Genomic DNA, 17,778 nt, shown 5'->3' with positions numbered 1-17,778 from the left:
TATGTAATGGTAAATCAAAGAGCAGTAGTGGTAGGAGCGGGTCTTGGCGGGATGTCGGCAGCAATAAGACTGAAAGCGGACGGATATGACGTTACACTTCTCGAAAAGAACGAGAATATCGGTGGAAAATTGAATCAGAGATCCGGACAAGGGTTCACTTTCGATACAGGTCCTTCTATTCTAACGATGCCCTGGGTACTCGAGCAGCTTTTTGAAAGTGTCCACAGGGATATTCATGATTACATAAAAATAGAAAGAGTCGAGCCTCAGTGGAGGACGTTTTTTGAAGATGGGAAACAGCTGGACCTTACGAGTGATTTACCATCGATGCTTAAGGAAATGTCCAAAGTTACAGATCGCCCGAACAGTTCGTTGACTAATTTCCTTTCTTACAGTCAGGATATGTATGAATTATGCATGAAGAGTTTCTACAAATACAGCCTTGCTGACTTGAGTGATCTGAAAAAGCACCATTCGTTCAAAGAACTGATGGAAATGGATCCCATGAAGACGGTCGCGAAATCGACCCATGAACATCTTAACAATAAACATTTAGAGCAAATGTTCAATTATATGATGATGTACGTCGGTTCGAACCCTTATTCTTCTCCTGCGATTTTGAACCAGTTGGCATACGTGCAGCTCGGTCTCGGTATCCATTATATCCAGGGTGGTATGTACAAAATTGCAGAAGCGATGGGAAAACTGATGGAAGAACTGAAAGTGGATGTCCATCTTGAAACTCCTGTGTCGAAATTGGTGACAGATGGGAACAAAGTGACCGGTGTAGAGACAGCGAGAGGAATGATAGAAGCGGATGTCGTCGTTTCCAATGCAGAAGCTATTCCTACGTATCGCTTTATCGATGGATCGAAAAAAGGTAAAAAAGAAGCGAAGAGACTTGAGAAAAAGTTTGAACCGACAGTCTCCGGACTAGTATTATTATTAGGAACGAACAAAAAGTATGACCAATTGGAGCATCACAATTTCTTTTTCTCCGAAGATCCTGAGCAGGAGTTCAAAGAGATTTTCGATAAAGGGAAACCTGCAGAGGACCCGACGGTATACATCGGAGTATCTTCGAAGTCAGATCCTTCCCAGGCGCCTGAAGGGAAGGATAACCTGTTTGTCCTTACCCACGTGCCACCGCTCGAGAATAAGAAGCGTAAAGATTGGGACTGGGAAGCATACAGAAAAACGATTATCAAAAAATTGGAGCGTATGGGTCTCGAAGACCTGGAAGATTCGATCGATTTCGAATACCAGTTCGCTCCGGAAGACCTTGAGTCTCTATATGGGGCAAATGGTGGTTCGATTTACGGTATTGTCGCGGACAAGAAGTCGAACGGCGGTTTCAAAGTCCCTGCGCAAAGTGCTTTGTACGATAATCTTTATTTTGCCGGAGGTTCTACGCACCCCGGAGGCGGAGTACCTATGGTGACACTGTCCGGTCAGCTGACAGCTGATCTGATTAAAAGCAAACAACAATAGTTAGGAGTCTATGTTTATGGCAGTGCTGATATTTCTTGGTTTTTTTGTTTCTGCGATCGCCACCTTTTTCATCGCTTCCAACCTTGCTGTGTTCGGCGATGCAGTAAAGGAAAAAACTAAAGCGACATCTACCGTGGTAGGAGCCGTAATCGGCATAGCTATTTCCTTGCCGGAACTTACATCAAGCGTGACGGCAGTCATCATTGACACCCCGGGACTTGCTGTCGGTAATCTGATAGGCAGTAACCTTTTCAATCTTCTGGGTCTGGCGGTGTTCGATCTGATCTATCGGAAGCATCAGATTATGACGCAAACAACAGTGGAAAGTAAACTCTATGCTTATCTGGTCATTTTTCTTACGATCATCGTGATTGTTGCGGTATCCTTTCCACTACCGACTCCTTTTCTTCATATCAGTTACTCTACCTTCGCCCTGGTTCTGCTATATGTTATCGGGGCGCAGCTGATCAATAAACGTACGGAATACAAAGGGCGTAAAGTGAAGAATGAAAGAAAGCAGGAAAGATACCGGGAATATACTCGTAAACAAGTGTTGACGCGTTTTATCAGTCTGGCTGTAGCCATTATGATTATGGGGAGTATATTGACGGTCACTGCAGAGGAAATCGCCCAAATCACAGGGCTCGGTTCTTCTTTTATAGGAGCTTTCCTCGTGGCTATCAGCACTTCCTTGCCTGATGCCTCGAGTGTCGGAACAGCCCTCAAGATGAGGAACTACAATTTGGCAATCAGTTCACTTATCGGAAGTAATGCGTTCAATATTCTAATTCTGGCTATCACGGATGTGATGTATTTCCGAGGAAATCTCTTCAGCGAGTCCAGTCAGGTCAATATAATTATTGCGATTGCTTCGATTGTTTTCGTCCTGCTGTTCCTGATCAGTATCTCAAGAAAAAGCCCGAAATATCAGTTTACGTATGTGATTCCTTCTATATTGATTGTTGTCCTTTATTTCGCTGTTTCGTTCGTTTCGTTTCAGATGAAATAGAAAGTGCGAGTGAAAAAGTGCAGGTACTAAGATTAAATAAGGCATAACAAAGAGTTTGGGACAAAACGAATAACAGCAATCAATAACCGAACATTCGAGACGATGCCTATCCTTTTATGAAGAACAACACAGAGACTCCTGCGGGAACAGCACGTGCTGAAGATCCCCATGATCAAGCGATTTTCTTGATTATGGGTCGGCTTGAAGCCGTGCCCGCGGAAAGCGATGTGTTGTTCTTTTTAATCCTTTTATAAACAGCATACAAAACAAAAACCGAACACTATCGTTCGGTTTTTGTTTTGTACTATTTAGTTTTGGCCCAGGCTCTTTGTTATGTGTGTTGTTCCAAGTTTTTGTAAAATCATTTCTTCTTGCTGAATGGGAACCACCAGTTCCAGTGACCGAACAGTTTCATAAGACTCGGAACAAGCAGAAGACGGATGATGGTAGCATCGATGAAAATCGCTATGGCGATACCTATACCTATCTGCTTAACAGGAACGACGCCGGTGAAAGCGAAGGCTCCTGTAATCACAATCATGATCAGTGCGGCGGACGTGATGATTTTACTCGTATTGGCTACACCTTCGATTGTAGAATAATGATTATCTTTCGTTTCAAGGTAAAATTCTCTCATACGGGAGATGAGAAAAACTTCGTAGTCCATACTCAATCCGAATACGAGGCTGAATACAATCACCGGTAGAATCAAAGCGATGTCCGCTTCATTCAAACCGAAATGTCCTCCCTGGAACAGCCATACGAGAATGCCGAATGTAGAAGCCAGTCCCAGAATGTTCATCAGGATAGCTTTGATCGGAATCAGTATAGAACGGAACGCAATCATCAGGATGAAGAACGTAGATACGATGATGATCGTCAATACCATAGGCAGTTTGTCGAAGATTTCATCATATATCTCCTGGTTGAAAGCGGGTAATCCGCCTATGAGCGCTTCCTGTTCTTCTTTTAAATCCCTGACAAGATTTTGTGCTTCTCCTGAATTATCAGCTACTGTCAGGTTCAAGGGTAAAAGAAGACGATCGCCGGCTATGAATTGATCGATCGCCGGTTCCAGAGCTTCGCGTGTCTGCGGGTTCTGTAGAGCGGCATTCAACTCTTCCGGGGTTTCAACATCCGCAGCAGAGTAGAGAGAGTCTATGCTATCCACGATATCCGGGCCGGAGAGTTCATCTATTTTATCTTTCATAGCTTCGAGCCCTTCTTCACTCAGCCAGTCCGTTTCATTTTCAGCGACTACATAAACCGTACTATCCGTGTCGTTCATGAACGTTTCTTCGATGGTTTCGTAAGCGCTTCTCGATTCGTAACTTTCAGGAAGCGCATCGATCGTAGGGATAGACACATTCATATTTGAGACCGGAATGACTCCGATAAGCAGAATGACGAATGAGACAAGAGCTGTCATGACCGGACGTTTCATAATACCTTTAGCAAAAGCTCTCCACCGCGGGACTGTATCTTTCTGGGCCGGAAGTACGCGGAATTTATTTATACGCGGCCCCAGTAATCTCAGCAGTGCCGGAAGCAGGGTGAGAGAAGTCAATACAGCCAGGGTGATGACCACGGTGCCGCCGAGAGCAATATTTAGAAAGATATCAACATCAATGATGCTCATGGCACCCAGTCCGATGAACACGCAGACCGCCGAGAAAATAATCGATCGTCCGGCTGTCCGGATGGTTGTGACGAGCGCATCATCAATGGCCTGCTTAGCCAACTCTTCCCGGTACCGGTTGATGAACAGCAATGCGAAATCGATACTCAGCGCCAGTCCGATCATCGGGGCGATGTTCAATATGAATACAGACAGGGAAATGCTGTCTCCGGCGAGCGCAAGAAACCCGAAGCCCGCTATTACCGTGAATCCTCCGATGACAAGGGGCAACAGCGATGCTGTCAGGGTACCGAAGGCCACGAGAAGAATCAGCAATGCAAAGGGAAGCCCGATAAGCTCCGCGTTTTTCAGATCTTCCTGACTCGCTTTATTGATATCTTCTGATATGACAGGTTCGCCTGTCAGTGTCACGCCGGAAGTGTCTTCGGTGATCGAACGTATGTCTTGAATTTCCTCAGTGAGTTCGGTGCTTTCTTCATCAAATTGAATAGCGGCATAGGCCGTCTCTTCCTTATACAGCTCTTCTGCATCCAGAGGCGACTGGATGGAAGCGGCGATATTCAAGTTCTCGATTTCTGTGAGTGTTTCTTCAATCTTCTCATCGTCCGCCGATTCGAATAATACCAGAATGGTAGATTCGGGCCGGTCGAAATCATCTGTCAAAATCTCCTGCACCTGTTCGTACTCTCCCTCGGTGCGGAATCCGTCTCCTTCAAGAAGGGAGGGGAGATCCAAAGCGAAATACCCTAATATCACGAAGGCTATCAGCCATAAGGTCAGTAGCCAAATTCGCAGTTTTACAATACCCTGTGCGATTTTTTCCATAAAAGTGGCTCCTTTTTCCTGTTCATTACTATATTCATTGTACCCATTTCTCTAAAGGAAGGAAAACGTTAAGAGTTACACAAGGAAAAATCCGGGTAAAGAAAAGGGAGGTGAAGAAAATGAAATTGCCGGAAGATGTAATCAAAAGAGCCGAACAAAATATAGAACCATTTGATACAGAAGGATTTGTACTAGGGAAAGGGCCGGTGCCGGCGGAGATTATGATGATCGGGGAAGCCCCGGGAGAAAATGAAGTATATGACGGGGAACCTTTTACAGGGAGAGCCGGTAAAGAACTGGATAAACAGCTCTCCTATCTCGGTTGGACAAGAGATGATGTATACATTACCAGTGTCGTAAGGAGTCGCCCTTATAAATGGGAAAAGAAATCCGGGGGCGAAGAGGTGCGTAAAGCTAATCGCAAGCCGAATAAAAAAGAAGTGAAAGCCCATGCAGAACTTCTGGATGTGCAAATTGAAGAAGCGAATCCGAGGGTGATCCTTCTGTTAGGTGGTGTAGCGTATCAGCGACTGATCGATGAGAAGGGAAAAATCTCTGAAGTGATCGGTGAAAAACTGGAGACACCGTTGCTTCGATACGACCAGGATAATGACACCTACGTTAAGACGGAACGCAGTTATACAGTGATTCCTTTATATCACCCGGCAGCTGTCTTTTATAATCCGTCTATTCGGGAGTCCATTTATGAATCCCTCGACCGGTTACAAAGTTATTTATGAGGATAGATACCGAAGACTCTGGTGTAAGATCCAGACGGACATTTTTGCCTTCTCGACGATAATAAACAACAACATTGAACAGTAACCGACCAAGCCAAAAGCCCTCTTTGGAGTGAACACATTTCCAAAGAGGGCTTCCTTAGTTAATGGACTGTCTTTTTATGTTGATTATCAATGGTGTTCAGTCGATTCAACAATCCGACGCCGAAATCAGCGTCCACGGTCTGGGGAGTGTTTTCGTTGAAAATGCTCCCGGAAGATTCATAAGCGGAGGACCCATGCTCATAAAAATCAAGACCTGCGATTTCTTCCTGACGCGATACCCGTATACCGATCGTCCGCTTAATTGCGAAGATACTGATTGAGGTGGCGGCCATCGTCCATACGGCTACAGCAACGATTCCCGCTGTCTGAATGAATAACAATTCTCCGCCGCCTCCGTAGAAAAGGCCGCCGTTTGTAGCGAAAAGCCCCACTGCAATCGTTCCCCACGCTCCACAAATACCGTGTACAGCAATAGCTCCTACAGGATCATCGATTTTGAAGACGCGGTCGAACAACTGGATAGCTTCAATGAGAATGACACCAGCGATAAGACCAGTAGCGATCGCTCCCACCGCCGAAATGTCGGCTGCCCCTGCCGTGATACCTACAAGGCCTGCAAGAGCCCCGTTCAACGTTAGGGAAGCATCAATCTGACCGAATTTGATCTGTGAATAGAAAGCAGAGGCGATGACACCGCCGGATGCGGAAAGAAGCGTGGCAGCGATGACCGATGGGACAAGCGACGGATCGGCTGCGAGTGTGCTTCCGCCATTGAAACCGAACCATCCGAACCACAAAATGAACACCCCGAGTGCGCCAAGAGGGATATTGTGTCCCTGGATGACATTGACGGTTTTCCCTGTATATTTACCGAGACGCGGTCCGAGAAACATTACAGTAGCTAAAGCTCCTGCAGCCCCGGTCATATGAACGACGGTCGATCCGGCAAAGTCGACGAAACCGAGTTCCGCAAGCCAACCTCCGCCCCATACCCAGTGACCGACAATCGGATAGATGAGTCCTGTCATCATCAGTGTAAGTAGAAGATAGGCACCGAGTTTCATACGTTCAGCTACTGCTCCTGAGATGATGGTGGCACAAGTAGCTGCGAAGACGGCCTGGAAAACGAAGAAACCGATCTGGTCTTCATGTCCGGTGAGCATGAAGCCGTCTGTTCCGATGAATCCTCCTCCTGAAGTACCGAACATAATACCATACCCGACGAGGAAATAAAGGACAGAAGCGATGGAAATGGTCATGAAGTTTTTCATGAGAATATTCAACGCGTTTTTGGAGCGGGTAAATCCGGATTCGACCATCGCGAATCCTGCATGCATGAAAAATACTAAAAAGGCGGCGATCATGACCCATATCATATCAATGGATGCGATGGCAGCTTCAGGAGATACAGCCTGAGCGCTTGCTATCATCGGAAACCCCAACAGTGCCAACAAAGATAACGGAACAATTTTTTTCATCGGTTGTAATCACCTTTCCTATTTGTATTGGTTTAAATAAGTGCTGCTTTTCCTTTTTCTGCCGTGCGGATCCGATACACTTCTTCTACAGGGGAGACGAATATTTTCCCGTCCCCTGGTTCGTTCGTAGTGCAGGTATCCATGATGACTTCGACGATGGGATCGATTTCGTGATCATCGACGATCATCTCGACTTTGACTTTCGGGTAAAGCTTGATTTCATATCTCGTGCCCCTGAATATACCTTCTTTTCCTTTCTGCTGACCGCAGACGGCGACTTCCGAGACGGTCAAGCCATTTACGCCGATCTGATCCAACTGGTGCCGTAGTGTCTGAAATGCTTCAGGACGAATGATGGCTTCCACTTTTTTCACTACGTTCCCTCCTTTAATGTTAACTTAATTAACACATTAAGTAATGTATTAGTAGTAATATACACAAAATATTCTGAAAAAGCAACAGGTAATGTTAGGGAAGTTTACATTAATTTCGAAGATCAATGTAACGCTTCAATGGAATTGCAAAGAAGTATCTCAATCATTATCTGAACTGGTTTCAGGTATTAGAGATTATTCATCATAAGCGAGGCGGTGGTTGAGACGAGTGATATCTCGGAAAAGGGAAATTATTTACAAGTTCCAAAACATAAGATACTCTAAGATTATCTGCCGTTACTGAATAAAGGTTATTTCTTTGTTCGAATACCTGAATATATTCTTTAAAGACAAAATATTATAGGGAGTGTCTTGATGGGATTTTACTATTTGTTTTTACTTGCTATCGGAATTGTACTAATTGTGATTGGAGCGCTTAAGAAGGATGTGCCTCGTTCAGTTAAAATTGTGATTTTTCTATTTATAATCGGTATCGGCCTTGTAGGAATGTCGATATCATTATTATTGTTTCCCGGTAGCTCTGACGTTATTGCTGAACTTTTGGGATGGGATGAATAAGTTTCAATTTTGCTGAAAGCCCTATAAAAAACAGAACTTCCGCAAAGCTTGGAAGTTCTGTTTTTTATAGGGCTTTCAACATTAAACTTTAGTAAAACCGGATGGGTTCCTCACATTAGAGGAGCGCATCCGGCTCATTTTTTATTTCCAGCGAGAAGCTTTAGGGCGCTTTACAGATCGTCGAACCCGTTATCTTCTGATACTTTCGTGTACTGTCTCGATTTTTGTTCGAAGAAATCGGATTTTCCTTCGTCAACATTCTGATAGGCGCGAATCCAGCGCATCGGATTCTTCCGGTGTTCCGGGAATGGTCTTTCCGCACCCAATTGTTGGGCTCGTGTGTTTGCAGTGAAGCGGATATAGCTCTCAAGATCCACCATCGGGATACCGGGGAAGTCCTCCCCGATGATATGACGGGCCCATTCTATTTCAAGCTCCGCAGCTTCCTTTAGAGTGTCCTGGGCGAATTGATGGAATTTTTCCTGGTCGAGTTGGGTCTGTTCGTTCAACGTTTCATTGAAAATACGTGCGAACAGGTTTACGTGAATCTGCTCGTCCCTGTTGATGTAATTGATCATCGTGGAGGTGGAAACCATTTTCTGATTACGGGCCAGGTTGTAGAAAAAGGCGAATCCGGCGTAGAAGAATAATCCTTCGAGCACGACGTCGTATACGCATGACTTCAGGAAGCTTTCCGGTGATGGATCATCGATGAACTCCTGGTAGCCGTCTGTGATGAATTCATTCCGTTTTTGAAGAATCGGATCGTGTTTCCAGTAATCGAAAATCTCTTCCTGCTCTGCAGAAGGGACCAGTGTGGATAGTATATAGGAATACGACTGGTTGTGTACGACTTCCTGGAAAGAAAGCACCTGCATAAGGGCTGCCAAACTTGAATCAGTGAGGTAGTCCGAAATTTTTCCTGAGTAATCTGTCTGGATCGAATCGAGGAAAGCGAGCAGACCGATGATTTTTTTAAAGGACTGCTGTTCCCGTTCAGAGAGTTCCGGCCACTGTTTCAGGTCATTGCTCATATTGATTTCATCGGGGATCCAGAAGTTTTGTAGCATATTTTTGTACATCGGATAAGCCCAGGCGAACCTTGTATCATCCCAGTTCAGGACATTCGAAGTTCTGCCGTTAATGATGCCTGTCGAGCGGTTAGGTGCTTCATAGTCGACGAGGGATCTTTTTTGTATAGTCATGCTTAGTGCTCCTTTCAAAAAGAGGGTGTTATTTTATATGGTTTCGGCTCATGCTGGTTCCGCAGGCGCGTCCATTTTTATTGAAACTTCTAAATGGGTGATTCCGCTTTTTGTCTAGCTTTGCCTCGTAGCCCTGAGCGACATAAGTAGCTCTGCCAATGAAAAGAAAGGACGCTTTTCTTTGTCGTTTCTACTTATGCGAACAGGGATAAGCACTCGGCTCCGCTTTTCTTGATCCAGTTGCAGCTTCCAGAAGCTCGTGTTCTAAGCAGTCCAATCAGAGAAAGGAAAAACCGCCTTTCTTCTGCTCGTTCTGCTTAGCCCATAGCTTCTAAGCGGAAGCTTCCGCTTTTCTTTTACGTGCAGCTTTCGCATTCGTCATAGTCGGTGCCGGAGGTGGACCTTGTGTAATAGGTAGTTTTCAATCCTTTTTCCCACGCGTCGAGGTGAAGGTTCAACAGATCTTTGGCATGGATATCGTTTCTCACATAGAGATTGAAAGATATCGACTGATCGATGAACTGTTGTCTCCGGGCGTTTTGAGCGATGCTCCAGTGCTGGTCGATGTCATGGGCGGACTTATAGTACCAGAAGTTTTCCGGGCTGAGATCCGGAGCTGTGACCGGGATTTTGAAATCCTTTTTCTCTTCGGAATAGAATTTTTTGAATATCGGATCGATGCTCGCAGAACTCCCTGCAATGAGTGAGGTGCTGGAGTTTGGAGCGACGGCCATGAGATAGCCATTTCGCAATCCGTCCTTATGCACTTTATCTTCAAGAGTTTTCCAATCCGCGTTTTTCAGCCCCCGTTTCGTAAAATAGGCGCCCGTGTCCCAATCGGAGCCTTCAAAAAGAGGGTAACTCCCTTTTTCTTTTGCCAAATCACTGCTCGCTTCAATAGTTAAATAAGATATTTTTTCATAGACGTCTTCCGTGTATTGGACAGCTTCGTCGGATTCCCAGGCGATCTTATTCTGAGCCAATAAGTGAGCCCAGCCGAATGTGCCGAGTCCGATGCCTCGGTACCGACTGTTCGTTTGTTCCGCCTGCAGGACGGGGATATGGTTTTCTTCTATGACGTTATCGAGCATGCGTACTTGAATCGGAATCAATTTTTCCAGTACCTGATCGGGCACGGCTTTTCCGAGATTGATGCTCGACAGGTTGCAGACGACGAAATCCCCCGGGTTATGAACAGTGATGATCTGGCCGTTTTCCGTGTACTGGGACTCCTGAGTCGTGGCACTCTGATTTTGGGTGATCTCAGTGCACAGGTTGCTGCAGTAAACCATGCCGGTATGGTGGTTCGGGTTTTTCCGGTTCACTTCGTCCCGGTAGAACATATACGGTGTGCCTGTTTCGAGCTGTCCGACCATGATCCGCTTCATGATATCAATGGCAGGGACTTTTTCTTTGGAGAGGTCAGGGTTATGGACACAGGCTTCATATCGATCACGGAACGTGCCTTCTCCTTCCTGTTCATCGAAGGAGTCCTCGAGGGAGAAGCCCATCGTATTCCTTACCTCGTGAGGGTCGAACAGATACCAGTCGTCTCTGGCCCGGACAGCTTCCATGAATAAGTCCGGGATGGAGATACCGGTGAACAAGTCGTGCGTTCTCTGTCGCTCGTCTCCATTATTCAGGCGGCTGTCGAGAAAAGAGAAGATATCCTTGTGCCAGACATCGAGATAGACAGCTACTGCTCCCTGGCGCTGGCCGAGCTGGTCGACACTTACCGCGGTGTTGTTCAGCTGTTTCATCCAGGGAAGGATACCTGAGGAGACCCCTTTGAAACCCCTGATATCACTGCCGCGGGAACGGATTTTCCCGAGATATACCCCGATGCCGCCGCCATGTTTACTCAGGTTGGCGATGGATGTGTTACTGTCATAGATGGATTGAAGACTGTCATCGACGGTTTCGATAAAACATGAACTGAGTTGCCCGTGGGATTTACCCGCATTTGCGAGGGTCGGTGTGGCGACGGTCATGTAAAGATTGCTGAGTGCCCAGTAGGCCTCTTTGATATAATCGAAGCGGGAGGAAGTATCCTCACTCGCCATAAGATTCATGGCGATGATCAGCCATCTTTCCTGGGGAAGCTCCATCGTTTTTCCGTTTTTCCTTTTCGCCAAATACCGGTCATCGAGAGTCTTCAGTCCGATATAAGTGAACTGCAGATCCTTCTCAGGCTCGAGAAGATGTTCGAGTTCATTGATTTCATCTTTGGTATAATGGGTGAGAAGAGACGGTGCGTAAACCTCCTCTTCAATGAGAGCCTCGATCAGTCCGTGAAGGTCCTGATAAGGTTTGTAAGTATGTCGATTTTGTATCGCTTCCGTATAAAGGTTTTCGATATGAGCCCGGGCAGCGACGTAGGTCCATCCCGGTTCGGTTTCGTCCATTTCGGCAAGGGCTTCGAGCACCACGGAAGTCCCGTCTGTTATTTTTTCGCTTATACGTGAAAAGTCGAGTTGGGGGAAATAGTTCTGCTGATCGCTCAACCAGTTTTTCCAATCAACTGCTGCGGTTACTGTCATAAGTGATTCCTCCTTTTGGAATAAAAAAATCCGCTCCATAGGCGGGAGCGGATGAAACCATGACACGAGAAAATACGCATCATCGTTTCATCTTCTCCAACCCCGAAAAAGGTGAAACTTTCCTGACGAAAAACAGACAGGTCTCCTGGCTCGTATCCGATCTTACTCCAGCCCTTCCCGTAGTGATCTACAGTGGAGACGCTGTTTCGCGGATACTTACAGTTGCGGGGGCAGCTCCGGAGTCGCACCGGATTCCCTATTAAGCTCTGTGAGCATCTATCTTCCGTACTATATATTGTGTTTTTATTAAAAATGATTACTATATATTGATTCTATCATACATAAAGTGAAAGACAAAGGAGGAAAAAAATGATTGATAAAAAATGGCACGAAAAAGCAGAAGAAAAGTGGGACCAGTTTTCCGGGAATTGGGGAGAGAGAAGTGAAAAGATGTGGAAAGAGGGAAGTCGGAAAAAAGTGATTCCTTTCTTCCAGTCATTTGTACCGGAAAAATCATCGGTACTGGATATTGGATGTGGCGACGGGGAAGGAAGTGAAATGCTACATAACAAAGGGTATGACGTGACCGGAGTCGATTTATCCTCCAAAATGATTGAAATGGCGAAGCAGCGCAGGGAAGGTATCCAGTTTCTGCAGGCCGACCTTGCTGCCTTGCCATTTGACGAGGCGGAGTTTGACGGTGTTATGGTAATCAACTGCCTGGAATGGGTAGCGTCCCCGCTTCAGGGTATTGAAGAAATAAAACGGGTCGTAAAGCCGGGAGGAGTGATGATAGCGGGAATATTGGGACCGGTGGCCGGACCGAGGACCAACAGTTATCCAAGACTGGAAGGGGAAGAAGTCGTCTGCAATACGATGATGCCGTGGGAGTTCGAGAGACTTGCACAGAATCATGGCTGGATTGTGGAGGGGAGGTCTTCCGTGCCTAAAGAAGGGGCTCCGGAAGACCTGGCCAACCCAATGTTCGAACAGGCGGTTTCGTTCATGACACTTTTCGCTTTAAGAAAGAAGGACGGGAGCGCTCCTGAACGAGAATGACAGCTGTGATCACTAACAGAAACCCGAAGATCTGCCAGCTATCCAGCAGCTCCCGGAATACGAAGAAGCTGATCAGGGTGGCGACGACCGGCTCGATGGTCGCGATGATCGAAGCTTTGCTCGATTCGACTTTCTCTAACCCCTTCGTATAGAACAAAAAAGCGAGCGTGGTGGAGAAAAGTCCGATACCGATGATATTCACCCATGTAGCCGGCTGTGCGAAAGCCGAGCTGAGACTCCCTAGTCCGGCAAACGGAAGAATGGCTACGCTTGCGAACACGAACGTATAAACGGTTACAGTGACAGAAGAGTATTTACGAAGCGCGTAGGTGGCGAAGATGCTGTAAAGGGCGTAGAAAAACCCTGAGCCCAATCCCGCTATCACGCCGTAAACGGACAGTTCAAATCCAGTGTACGGGTAGAGGCCTACCACTAGAGCGCATCCTATGAGCGTCGTGAAAAGCGCGGTGATTTTGCTTCCTGTAAACAGTTCACCGAAAAGAAAACGTGAAAAGACCGTTACGAAAGCCGGGGCTGTGTACAACAGGGTGACGGCGATGGCGATGGAGGTTTCATCCATGGCTATGAACAGACAGAGATTGAAAAACACGATGCTGATAATTCCTGTACCTATGAAATAATGGCTGTCTTTCCAATGGATGCGAAGACTTTGTTTGCTCGTGAAATATGTATAAAGTAGTAACAATACAGCCGCACTGGCTACACGTACAGCTACGACCTGCACCGGCGTGAAGCCGAACTCATACAGGTATGTAACGAAAAGTCCTATGATTCCCCAGAGAGCGGCACCACCCGCAATCGATAGCATAGACATTCTTCTGCTCATTGTATTCACCTCCGTAACAATTGCCGGTTTCTTTATCTTACCAGTTCAGGAAAGGAAAGAAAATACGCCTCCCGGGTGAGGGAGACGTCAATACTGTTCCTGAAGTGATTTTCGCGGGTTGACCTGCCTGATATGCCTAACGACTTCATAGGAGTACCCCTTCCTTCTTCAATGCCTCTTCTTTCTCTTTGACGAGCGGAATAACTTCCTTCCCGAACCGTTTCAAATCCTCCTCATAATAGAAAAAGCCCCTTCTGCACGGAGCGAGAAGGGGCTTGGTAAATGTAGGAATAAAGCAATAAACCAAGCTTGTCCTTCTCATCTTCGCACAGGTGTGCTCTGAATTTGGCACCGGGCGGTTAAGAATCACTGGTTGCCGAGACTTCGCAGGGGCAGTCCCTCCGTCTCTCTGGATAAGAAGTTGCGTGAATATTTTAAATTGTAAGTAAAATTCTACGCTTTCTTCGAAGAAAGCGTAGAGTTTTCTGACAATCCTCACTTGTTTTTTCCGCATTGAAAACAAAAGAGCGTTTTATCATCCGCGATGATACCGTCAAGAAAGCCGTCTCTGCAGTGTATTTCCGCTTCACATGCAGCGCAGTACCCGACGAATTCTTTCATGAAATCTCTCCCTCCTCAGTGGGAAGGTCACTCTGTTATCATTTCCACTTCCCAGTTTTCGTTGACGTACAGACCTAGAACGGTAGCGCCGAGCTCCCATTTTTCAATCAATTCCACGGAGCGTCTGATTTCTTTTTCTTTTTGTGGGCGGTCCACCGGGTTTCCTGCGCAGTCATGATGACCGGCGACGGCAATCACTTTGGAGTCATGTTTTTCCGTCGAGACGAGAACTTTCTTTTTGATTTCTTCGAGCTGAGAAGAAGACCCTTCGAGCAGTGTTTTGTTCGGTCCCGCTTCAGTGATCATATCGATGTAATCCACTCCGTATTTTTCCTTCATCCAGTGAATGACAGGGAGCTGGACTCTTCCGTCCATACAGTTGATAGCCGTAGCAAAAGACATAAAAAATTCCTCCTTATGTAAGATGAATATGGTTTTTGTTATACAAGTTAAGTATAGCGAATTTTACAAAAAAACAAAACGGCAGAGCATATAATTCTTATTAATGGTTTAAACGATGGATTGTAAGGAAATAGCAGTAAGCAGAATGATTACTGAGAGGAGAATGACCATGAAGCATGAGGAATTGAAAGAACGCGTCAGCAATATACTAAGGAATCACAATGTAGGGACGCTGGCCACCGTTAAAAATAACAAGCCGCATACCCGCTACATGACATTCCAGCACGACGAGAATCTGACCTTGTTCACACCGACCAATAAAGAAACGTATAAAGCGGAAGAAATCGATGGGAATCCGTTCGTACACATTTTGATCGGGTATGAAGGAGAAGGTTCGGGGGATGCCTACCTGGAAATCCAGGGACAGGCGCAGATCCGCGAGGACCAGGATATAAAGACCCGGATATGGAATGAGCATATGAAACACTGGTTTGACGGGAAAGAAGATCCGGAATATATCGTTCTTGAAATTTTCCCTGAAACGATCCGTCTCATGAATGATTCCGAGGATACGCCTGAACAACTTGATATGTAGAATTAAAACCGCGTACTATCAATGGTGATAGTACGCGGTTTGTTTATTATTTACACTCTGTTATCGTTTGTTGTTGATACTCGTCTCTTCAGGTGGAAGCTTGCCGCGGTCATGGCGGAAACTTCCCGAAACTTCCTCTAGTCGTTCCGGGTGATTTCCCTTCCATGCCAGTCCCGCAGGCGTCCCCCCCACCTTCCGTTCCTATGATCAAGAATAGGCTTTAACAGAGTTATTATTTAAATTGCTGAACGAAGCTTCCACTTTTCTTGTCCAGTTGCATCACCCAGAAGTCCATGCCCTAAGCAGTAATTTCTTTTTCAGGAAAGACCACCTGAAAAGAGAAACCCCTGCTTACTTCAGAACTCCTAAACGTGTGATTCCACTTTTCTTTGTCCAGCTTCAGCTTCCAGAAGCGCATGTCTAAGCAGTAACCTTTTCTCCGGGAAAAGCCCCCCGAAGACGAAGCTTCCTGCTTAGCCATTAGCTTCTAAACGGAAGCTTCCACTTTTCTTTTTTTCTCATAGGCGAGACGTTTGCTTCCATCCTCGAGATAGATAACCCCGCAATACTCATAGCTGTTCTTCTTCAGCAGGTTCTGCATCGGTAGATTCTCTTCATGAGTGTCGATTTTTATACTCATGATCGATAGGTCTTCTGCTATCTCTTCTGTTTTCTGGAGAAGGAGGGAAGCGAGTCTTTCATTTTTCCTGTCTTCTTTCACTACGAGCCGGTGGACTACCAGATAGTCTGCATCGCTCAGCCACTCTCCTTCGTGAATGGTGCGATAGGTGACTTCTTGACGAGAGGAGATGACCGTGCTTGCTACAATTTCTTTTTCATCTGCGAGTACATAACTTTCTCCCTTGTCCACATCGGAAGAAATGGTTTCGGCATCAGGATACCCGTCCACCCACTGGCTGATGCCCTGAGCGCGGAACTTTTGCTGGGCTTCGTGTATCATCGGCATGATTTCCGGTAGATCATCTTTGCGTGTTTTTCTGAATTCCATAAGGGCCTCCTGTCATTCTTCGATGTGCTCGATCATCTGTTCAAGCGTCTGCATCACGTGATCGTCATCGAATGTATAGTATATGCTTGTACCTTCTCTCCGGAAAGTAACCAGACGATAAAGCTTCAGTGTACGTAGCTGGTGAGATACCGTCGACTGTTTCAGGTCGAGCTCAGAAGCGATGTCGGATACGGAAGATTCCTTCTTACAAAGAAAATGGAGAATCCTTATTCTTGTCGGGTCGGACAACACCTTGAATGTATCTGCTGTCTTACGGATGGTTTCTTCGTTATCGAACTCAGCCATGCGCTCCCTCCTCGGCCATGCTGCAGAACTCGTCTTCGTATTCGATTTCTATCGTCATATGATCCAGGTGGATCGGACTGACGATCGATTTGATCGATTCTTTCACGTGGCACACTTCCTCTTTCGTCGCCTCCGACGCTACCACTGCATGCGTAGAAAAGGCGTGATGCTCTCCGTCCAGTGACCAGAGATGGGTGTGGTGAGTCGAACGGACCTCGGGCAGTTGTTGGATATCCCGTCTGATTTTCTCGAGATCTACAGAATCGGGAACTGCTTCCAGGAAAAGTCTCATCGTTTTGATGAGATTTACGATGACATTGTAGAGAATGAATAGGGTGATTCCTATCGAAGCGACAGGGTCGAGGATAGGCAGGTCAAAAAACGTCATGACAAGACCTACGATGAAAACCGCTACCCAACCTAATACGTCTTCGAGCATGTGCCAGGACATGACCTTCTGGTTCATGGATTCTCCTCCACGCAACCGGAAGACGGCTGCTCCGTTTACGGCTATGCCAAGTATAGCCAGCCCCATCATCCCCCATGTGTTAGGAGTTTCCGGATTCCACAATCTCGGGATGGCTTCGGTTAAAATGAAGATGGAGCCGACAATCAGAACGACACTGTTGATGAGAGCGGCTAACAGAGAAAATCGTTTATACCCAAAGGAAAAATCCTTCGAATGGTCTTTGTTTGAAAACTTCTGTAGAAACCAGGCAAGGCCGAGAGAAAGCGAGTCCCCAAGATCGTGCAGGGCATCCGAGATGATGGCGATACTATTTGTGAGAATGCCGCCGATTAACTCAATGATGGTGAAAAAGAAGTTGAGAAAAAACGCGACTTTGATATTTCCGGTTGTATCGTGACTGTGATGATGGTGGTGTCCCAACGTTCTCACTCCTTTATATATGATTATATGTTCATATAATAACATATGGGGCCGGGAAATGGAAGCCATGAATCGGTTGTCATGTGAAGAGATGTTTCAGGAAGCGGGGAAGAGTGAATAATTAA

17 protein-coding genes and 2 riboswitches are annotated in these 17,778 nt (G+C 46.2%); of the genes, 6 read left to right on the top strand and 11 right to left on the bottom strand.

The window, feature by feature from the left end; all coding sequences use genetic code 11:
• Window positions 1–6: 6 nt before the first annotated feature.
• Together BW944_RS11970 and BW944_RS11965 are read left to right on the top strand one after the other, a co-directional pair.
• Window positions 7–1,491 (top strand): phytoene desaturase family protein, encoded by a 1,485-nt coding sequence (locus BW944_RS11970; protein WP_076559993.1) that lies wholly within the window; start codon window positions 7–9, stop codon window positions 1,489–1,491.
• A 16-nt stretch (window positions 1,492–1,507) separates the two neighbouring features.
• Window positions 1,508–2,500, top strand: a complete 993-nt coding sequence (locus BW944_RS11965) for a sodium:calcium antiporter (RefSeq protein WP_076559991.1) — start codon at window positions 1,508–1,510, stop codon at window positions 2,498–2,500.
• A 361-nt stretch (window positions 2,501–2,861) separates the two neighbouring features.
• Here BW944_RS11965 and BW944_RS11960 read toward each other — a convergent pair whose 3' ends face one another.
• Window positions 2,862–4,964, bottom strand: a complete 2,103-nt coding sequence (locus tag BW944_RS11960) for an MMPL family transporter (protein ID WP_076559989.1) — start codon at window positions 4,962–4,964, stop codon at window positions 2,862–2,864.
• A 119-nt stretch (window positions 4,965–5,083) separates the two neighbouring features.
• On the opposite strand from BW944_RS11960, the gene BW944_RS11955 reads away from it, so the two are divergent.
• Complete coding sequence (locus tag BW944_RS11955; protein ID WP_076559987.1) at window positions 5,084–5,704, top strand: uracil-DNA glycosylase; 621 nt, start codon at window positions 5,084–5,086, stop codon at window positions 5,702–5,704.
• A gap of 143 nt (window positions 5,705–5,847) precedes the next feature.
• Here BW944_RS11955 and BW944_RS11950 read toward each other — a convergent pair whose 3' ends face one another.
• On the bottom strand, window positions 5,848–7,227 hold the full coding sequence (locus BW944_RS11950) for an ammonium transporter (RefSeq protein WP_076559985.1): 1,380 nt from the start codon (window positions 7,225–7,227) through the stop codon (window positions 5,848–5,850).
• Window positions 7,228–7,259: 32 nt separating this feature from the next.
• Window positions 7,260–7,601 (bottom strand): P-II family nitrogen regulator, encoded by a 342-nt coding sequence (locus BW944_RS11945; RefSeq protein WP_076559983.1) that lies wholly within the window; start codon window positions 7,599–7,601, stop codon window positions 7,260–7,262.
• Between the two features lie 375 nt (window positions 7,602–7,976).
• Between BW944_RS11945 and BW944_RS11940 the strand changes: the two genes are divergently transcribed.
• On the top strand, window positions 7,977–8,180 hold the full coding sequence (locus tag BW944_RS11940) for a hypothetical protein (protein ID WP_076559981.1): 204 nt from the start codon (window positions 7,977–7,979) through the stop codon (window positions 8,178–8,180).
• Window positions 8,181–8,350: 170 nt separating this feature from the next.
• On the opposite strand, the gene BW944_RS11935 is transcribed toward BW944_RS11940, so the two are convergent.
• Both BW944_RS11935 and BW944_RS11930 read right to left on the bottom strand, forming a co-directional pair.
• On the bottom strand, window positions 8,351–9,385 hold the full coding sequence (locus tag BW944_RS11935) for a ribonucleotide-diphosphate reductase subunit beta (RefSeq protein WP_076559979.1): 1,035 nt from the start codon (window positions 9,383–9,385) through the stop codon (window positions 8,351–8,353).
• A 356-nt stretch (window positions 9,386–9,741) separates the two neighbouring features.
• Entirely contained in the window at window positions 9,742–11,925 is a 2,184-nt protein-coding gene (locus BW944_RS11930; protein ID WP_076559977.1) for a ribonucleoside-diphosphate reductase subunit alpha, read from the bottom strand.
• Window positions 11,926–12,043: 118 nt separating this feature from the next.
• Window positions 12,044–12,220: riboswitch (cobalamin riboswitch) on the bottom strand.
• A gap of 74 nt (window positions 12,221–12,294) precedes the next feature.
• On the opposite strand from BW944_RS11930, the gene BW944_RS11925 reads away from it, so the two are divergent.
• Window positions 12,295–12,984, top strand: coding sequence for a class I SAM-dependent methyltransferase (locus BW944_RS11925; protein WP_076559975.1), 690 nt, complete (start codon window positions 12,295–12,297; stop codon window positions 12,982–12,984).
• Here BW944_RS11925 and BW944_RS11920 read toward each other — a convergent pair.
• The 3 genes from BW944_RS11920 to BW944_RS11915 form a co-directional block, all read right to left on the bottom strand.
• Window positions 12,929–13,831 carry a DMT family transporter gene (locus BW944_RS11920; protein ID WP_076559973.1) on the bottom strand — a complete coding sequence of 301 codons (903 nt, stop codon included), beginning with the start codon at window positions 13,829–13,831 and terminating at the stop codon, window positions 12,929–12,931. The genes BW944_RS11925 and BW944_RS11920 overlap by 56 nt on opposite strands.
• A gap of 315 nt (window positions 13,832–14,146) precedes the next feature.
• A riboswitch (SAM riboswitch) is annotated at window positions 14,147–14,251 on the bottom strand.
• 75 nt (window positions 14,252–14,326) lie between these two features.
• A complete protein-coding gene (locus BW944_RS15365) occupies window positions 14,327–14,452 on the bottom strand; it encodes a hypothetical protein (RefSeq protein ID WP_268794110.1) in 126 nt (41 codons plus the stop codon).
• Window positions 14,453–14,479: 27 nt separating this feature from the next.
• The gene (locus BW944_RS11915; protein WP_076559971.1) at window positions 14,480–14,854 is read right to left on the bottom strand and encodes a carbonic anhydrase; all 375 of its coding nucleotides are present in this window, start codon (window positions 14,852–14,854) and stop codon (window positions 14,480–14,482) included.
• 169 nt (window positions 14,855–15,023) lie between these two features.
• Between BW944_RS11915 and BW944_RS11910 the strand changes: the two genes are divergently transcribed.
• Window positions 15,024–15,449 (top strand): pyridoxamine 5'-phosphate oxidase family protein, encoded by a 426-nt coding sequence (locus BW944_RS11910; RefSeq protein WP_076559969.1) that lies wholly within the window; start codon window positions 15,024–15,026, stop codon window positions 15,447–15,449.
• 487 nt (window positions 15,450–15,936) lie between these two features.
• Here the strand turns inward: BW944_RS11910 and BW944_RS11900 are convergent, their stop codons facing one another.
• From BW944_RS11900 to BW944_RS11890, 3 genes are read right to left on the bottom strand one after another with little or no spacing between them, the layout of a single operon-like run.
• The gene (locus tag BW944_RS11900) at window positions 15,937–16,458 is read right to left on the bottom strand and encodes a GNAT family N-acetyltransferase (protein WP_076559965.1); all 522 of its coding nucleotides are present in this window, start codon (window positions 16,456–16,458) and stop codon (window positions 15,937–15,939) included.
• 12 nt (window positions 16,459–16,470) lie between these two features.
• A complete protein-coding gene (locus BW944_RS11895) occupies window positions 16,471–16,764 on the bottom strand; it encodes an ArsR/SmtB family transcription factor (RefSeq protein WP_076559963.1) in 294 nt (97 codons plus the stop codon).
• Window positions 16,757–17,662, bottom strand: a complete 906-nt coding sequence (locus tag BW944_RS11890) for a cation diffusion facilitator family transporter (protein ID WP_456113504.1) — start codon at window positions 17,660–17,662, stop codon at window positions 16,757–16,759. Before BW944_RS11890 ends, BW944_RS11895 begins: the two co-directional genes overlap by 8 nt.
• Between the last annotated feature and the right edge of the window lie 116 nt (window positions 17,663–17,778).

Source organism: Salimicrobium flavidum, from assembly GCF_900156645.1.
Lineage (GTDB): Bacteria > Bacillota > Bacilli > Bacillales > Halobacillaceae > Salimicrobium > Salimicrobium flavidum.
Note: the sequence above shows the minus strand (reverse complement) of the source record. Positions and strands in the feature narration are given on the sequence as shown.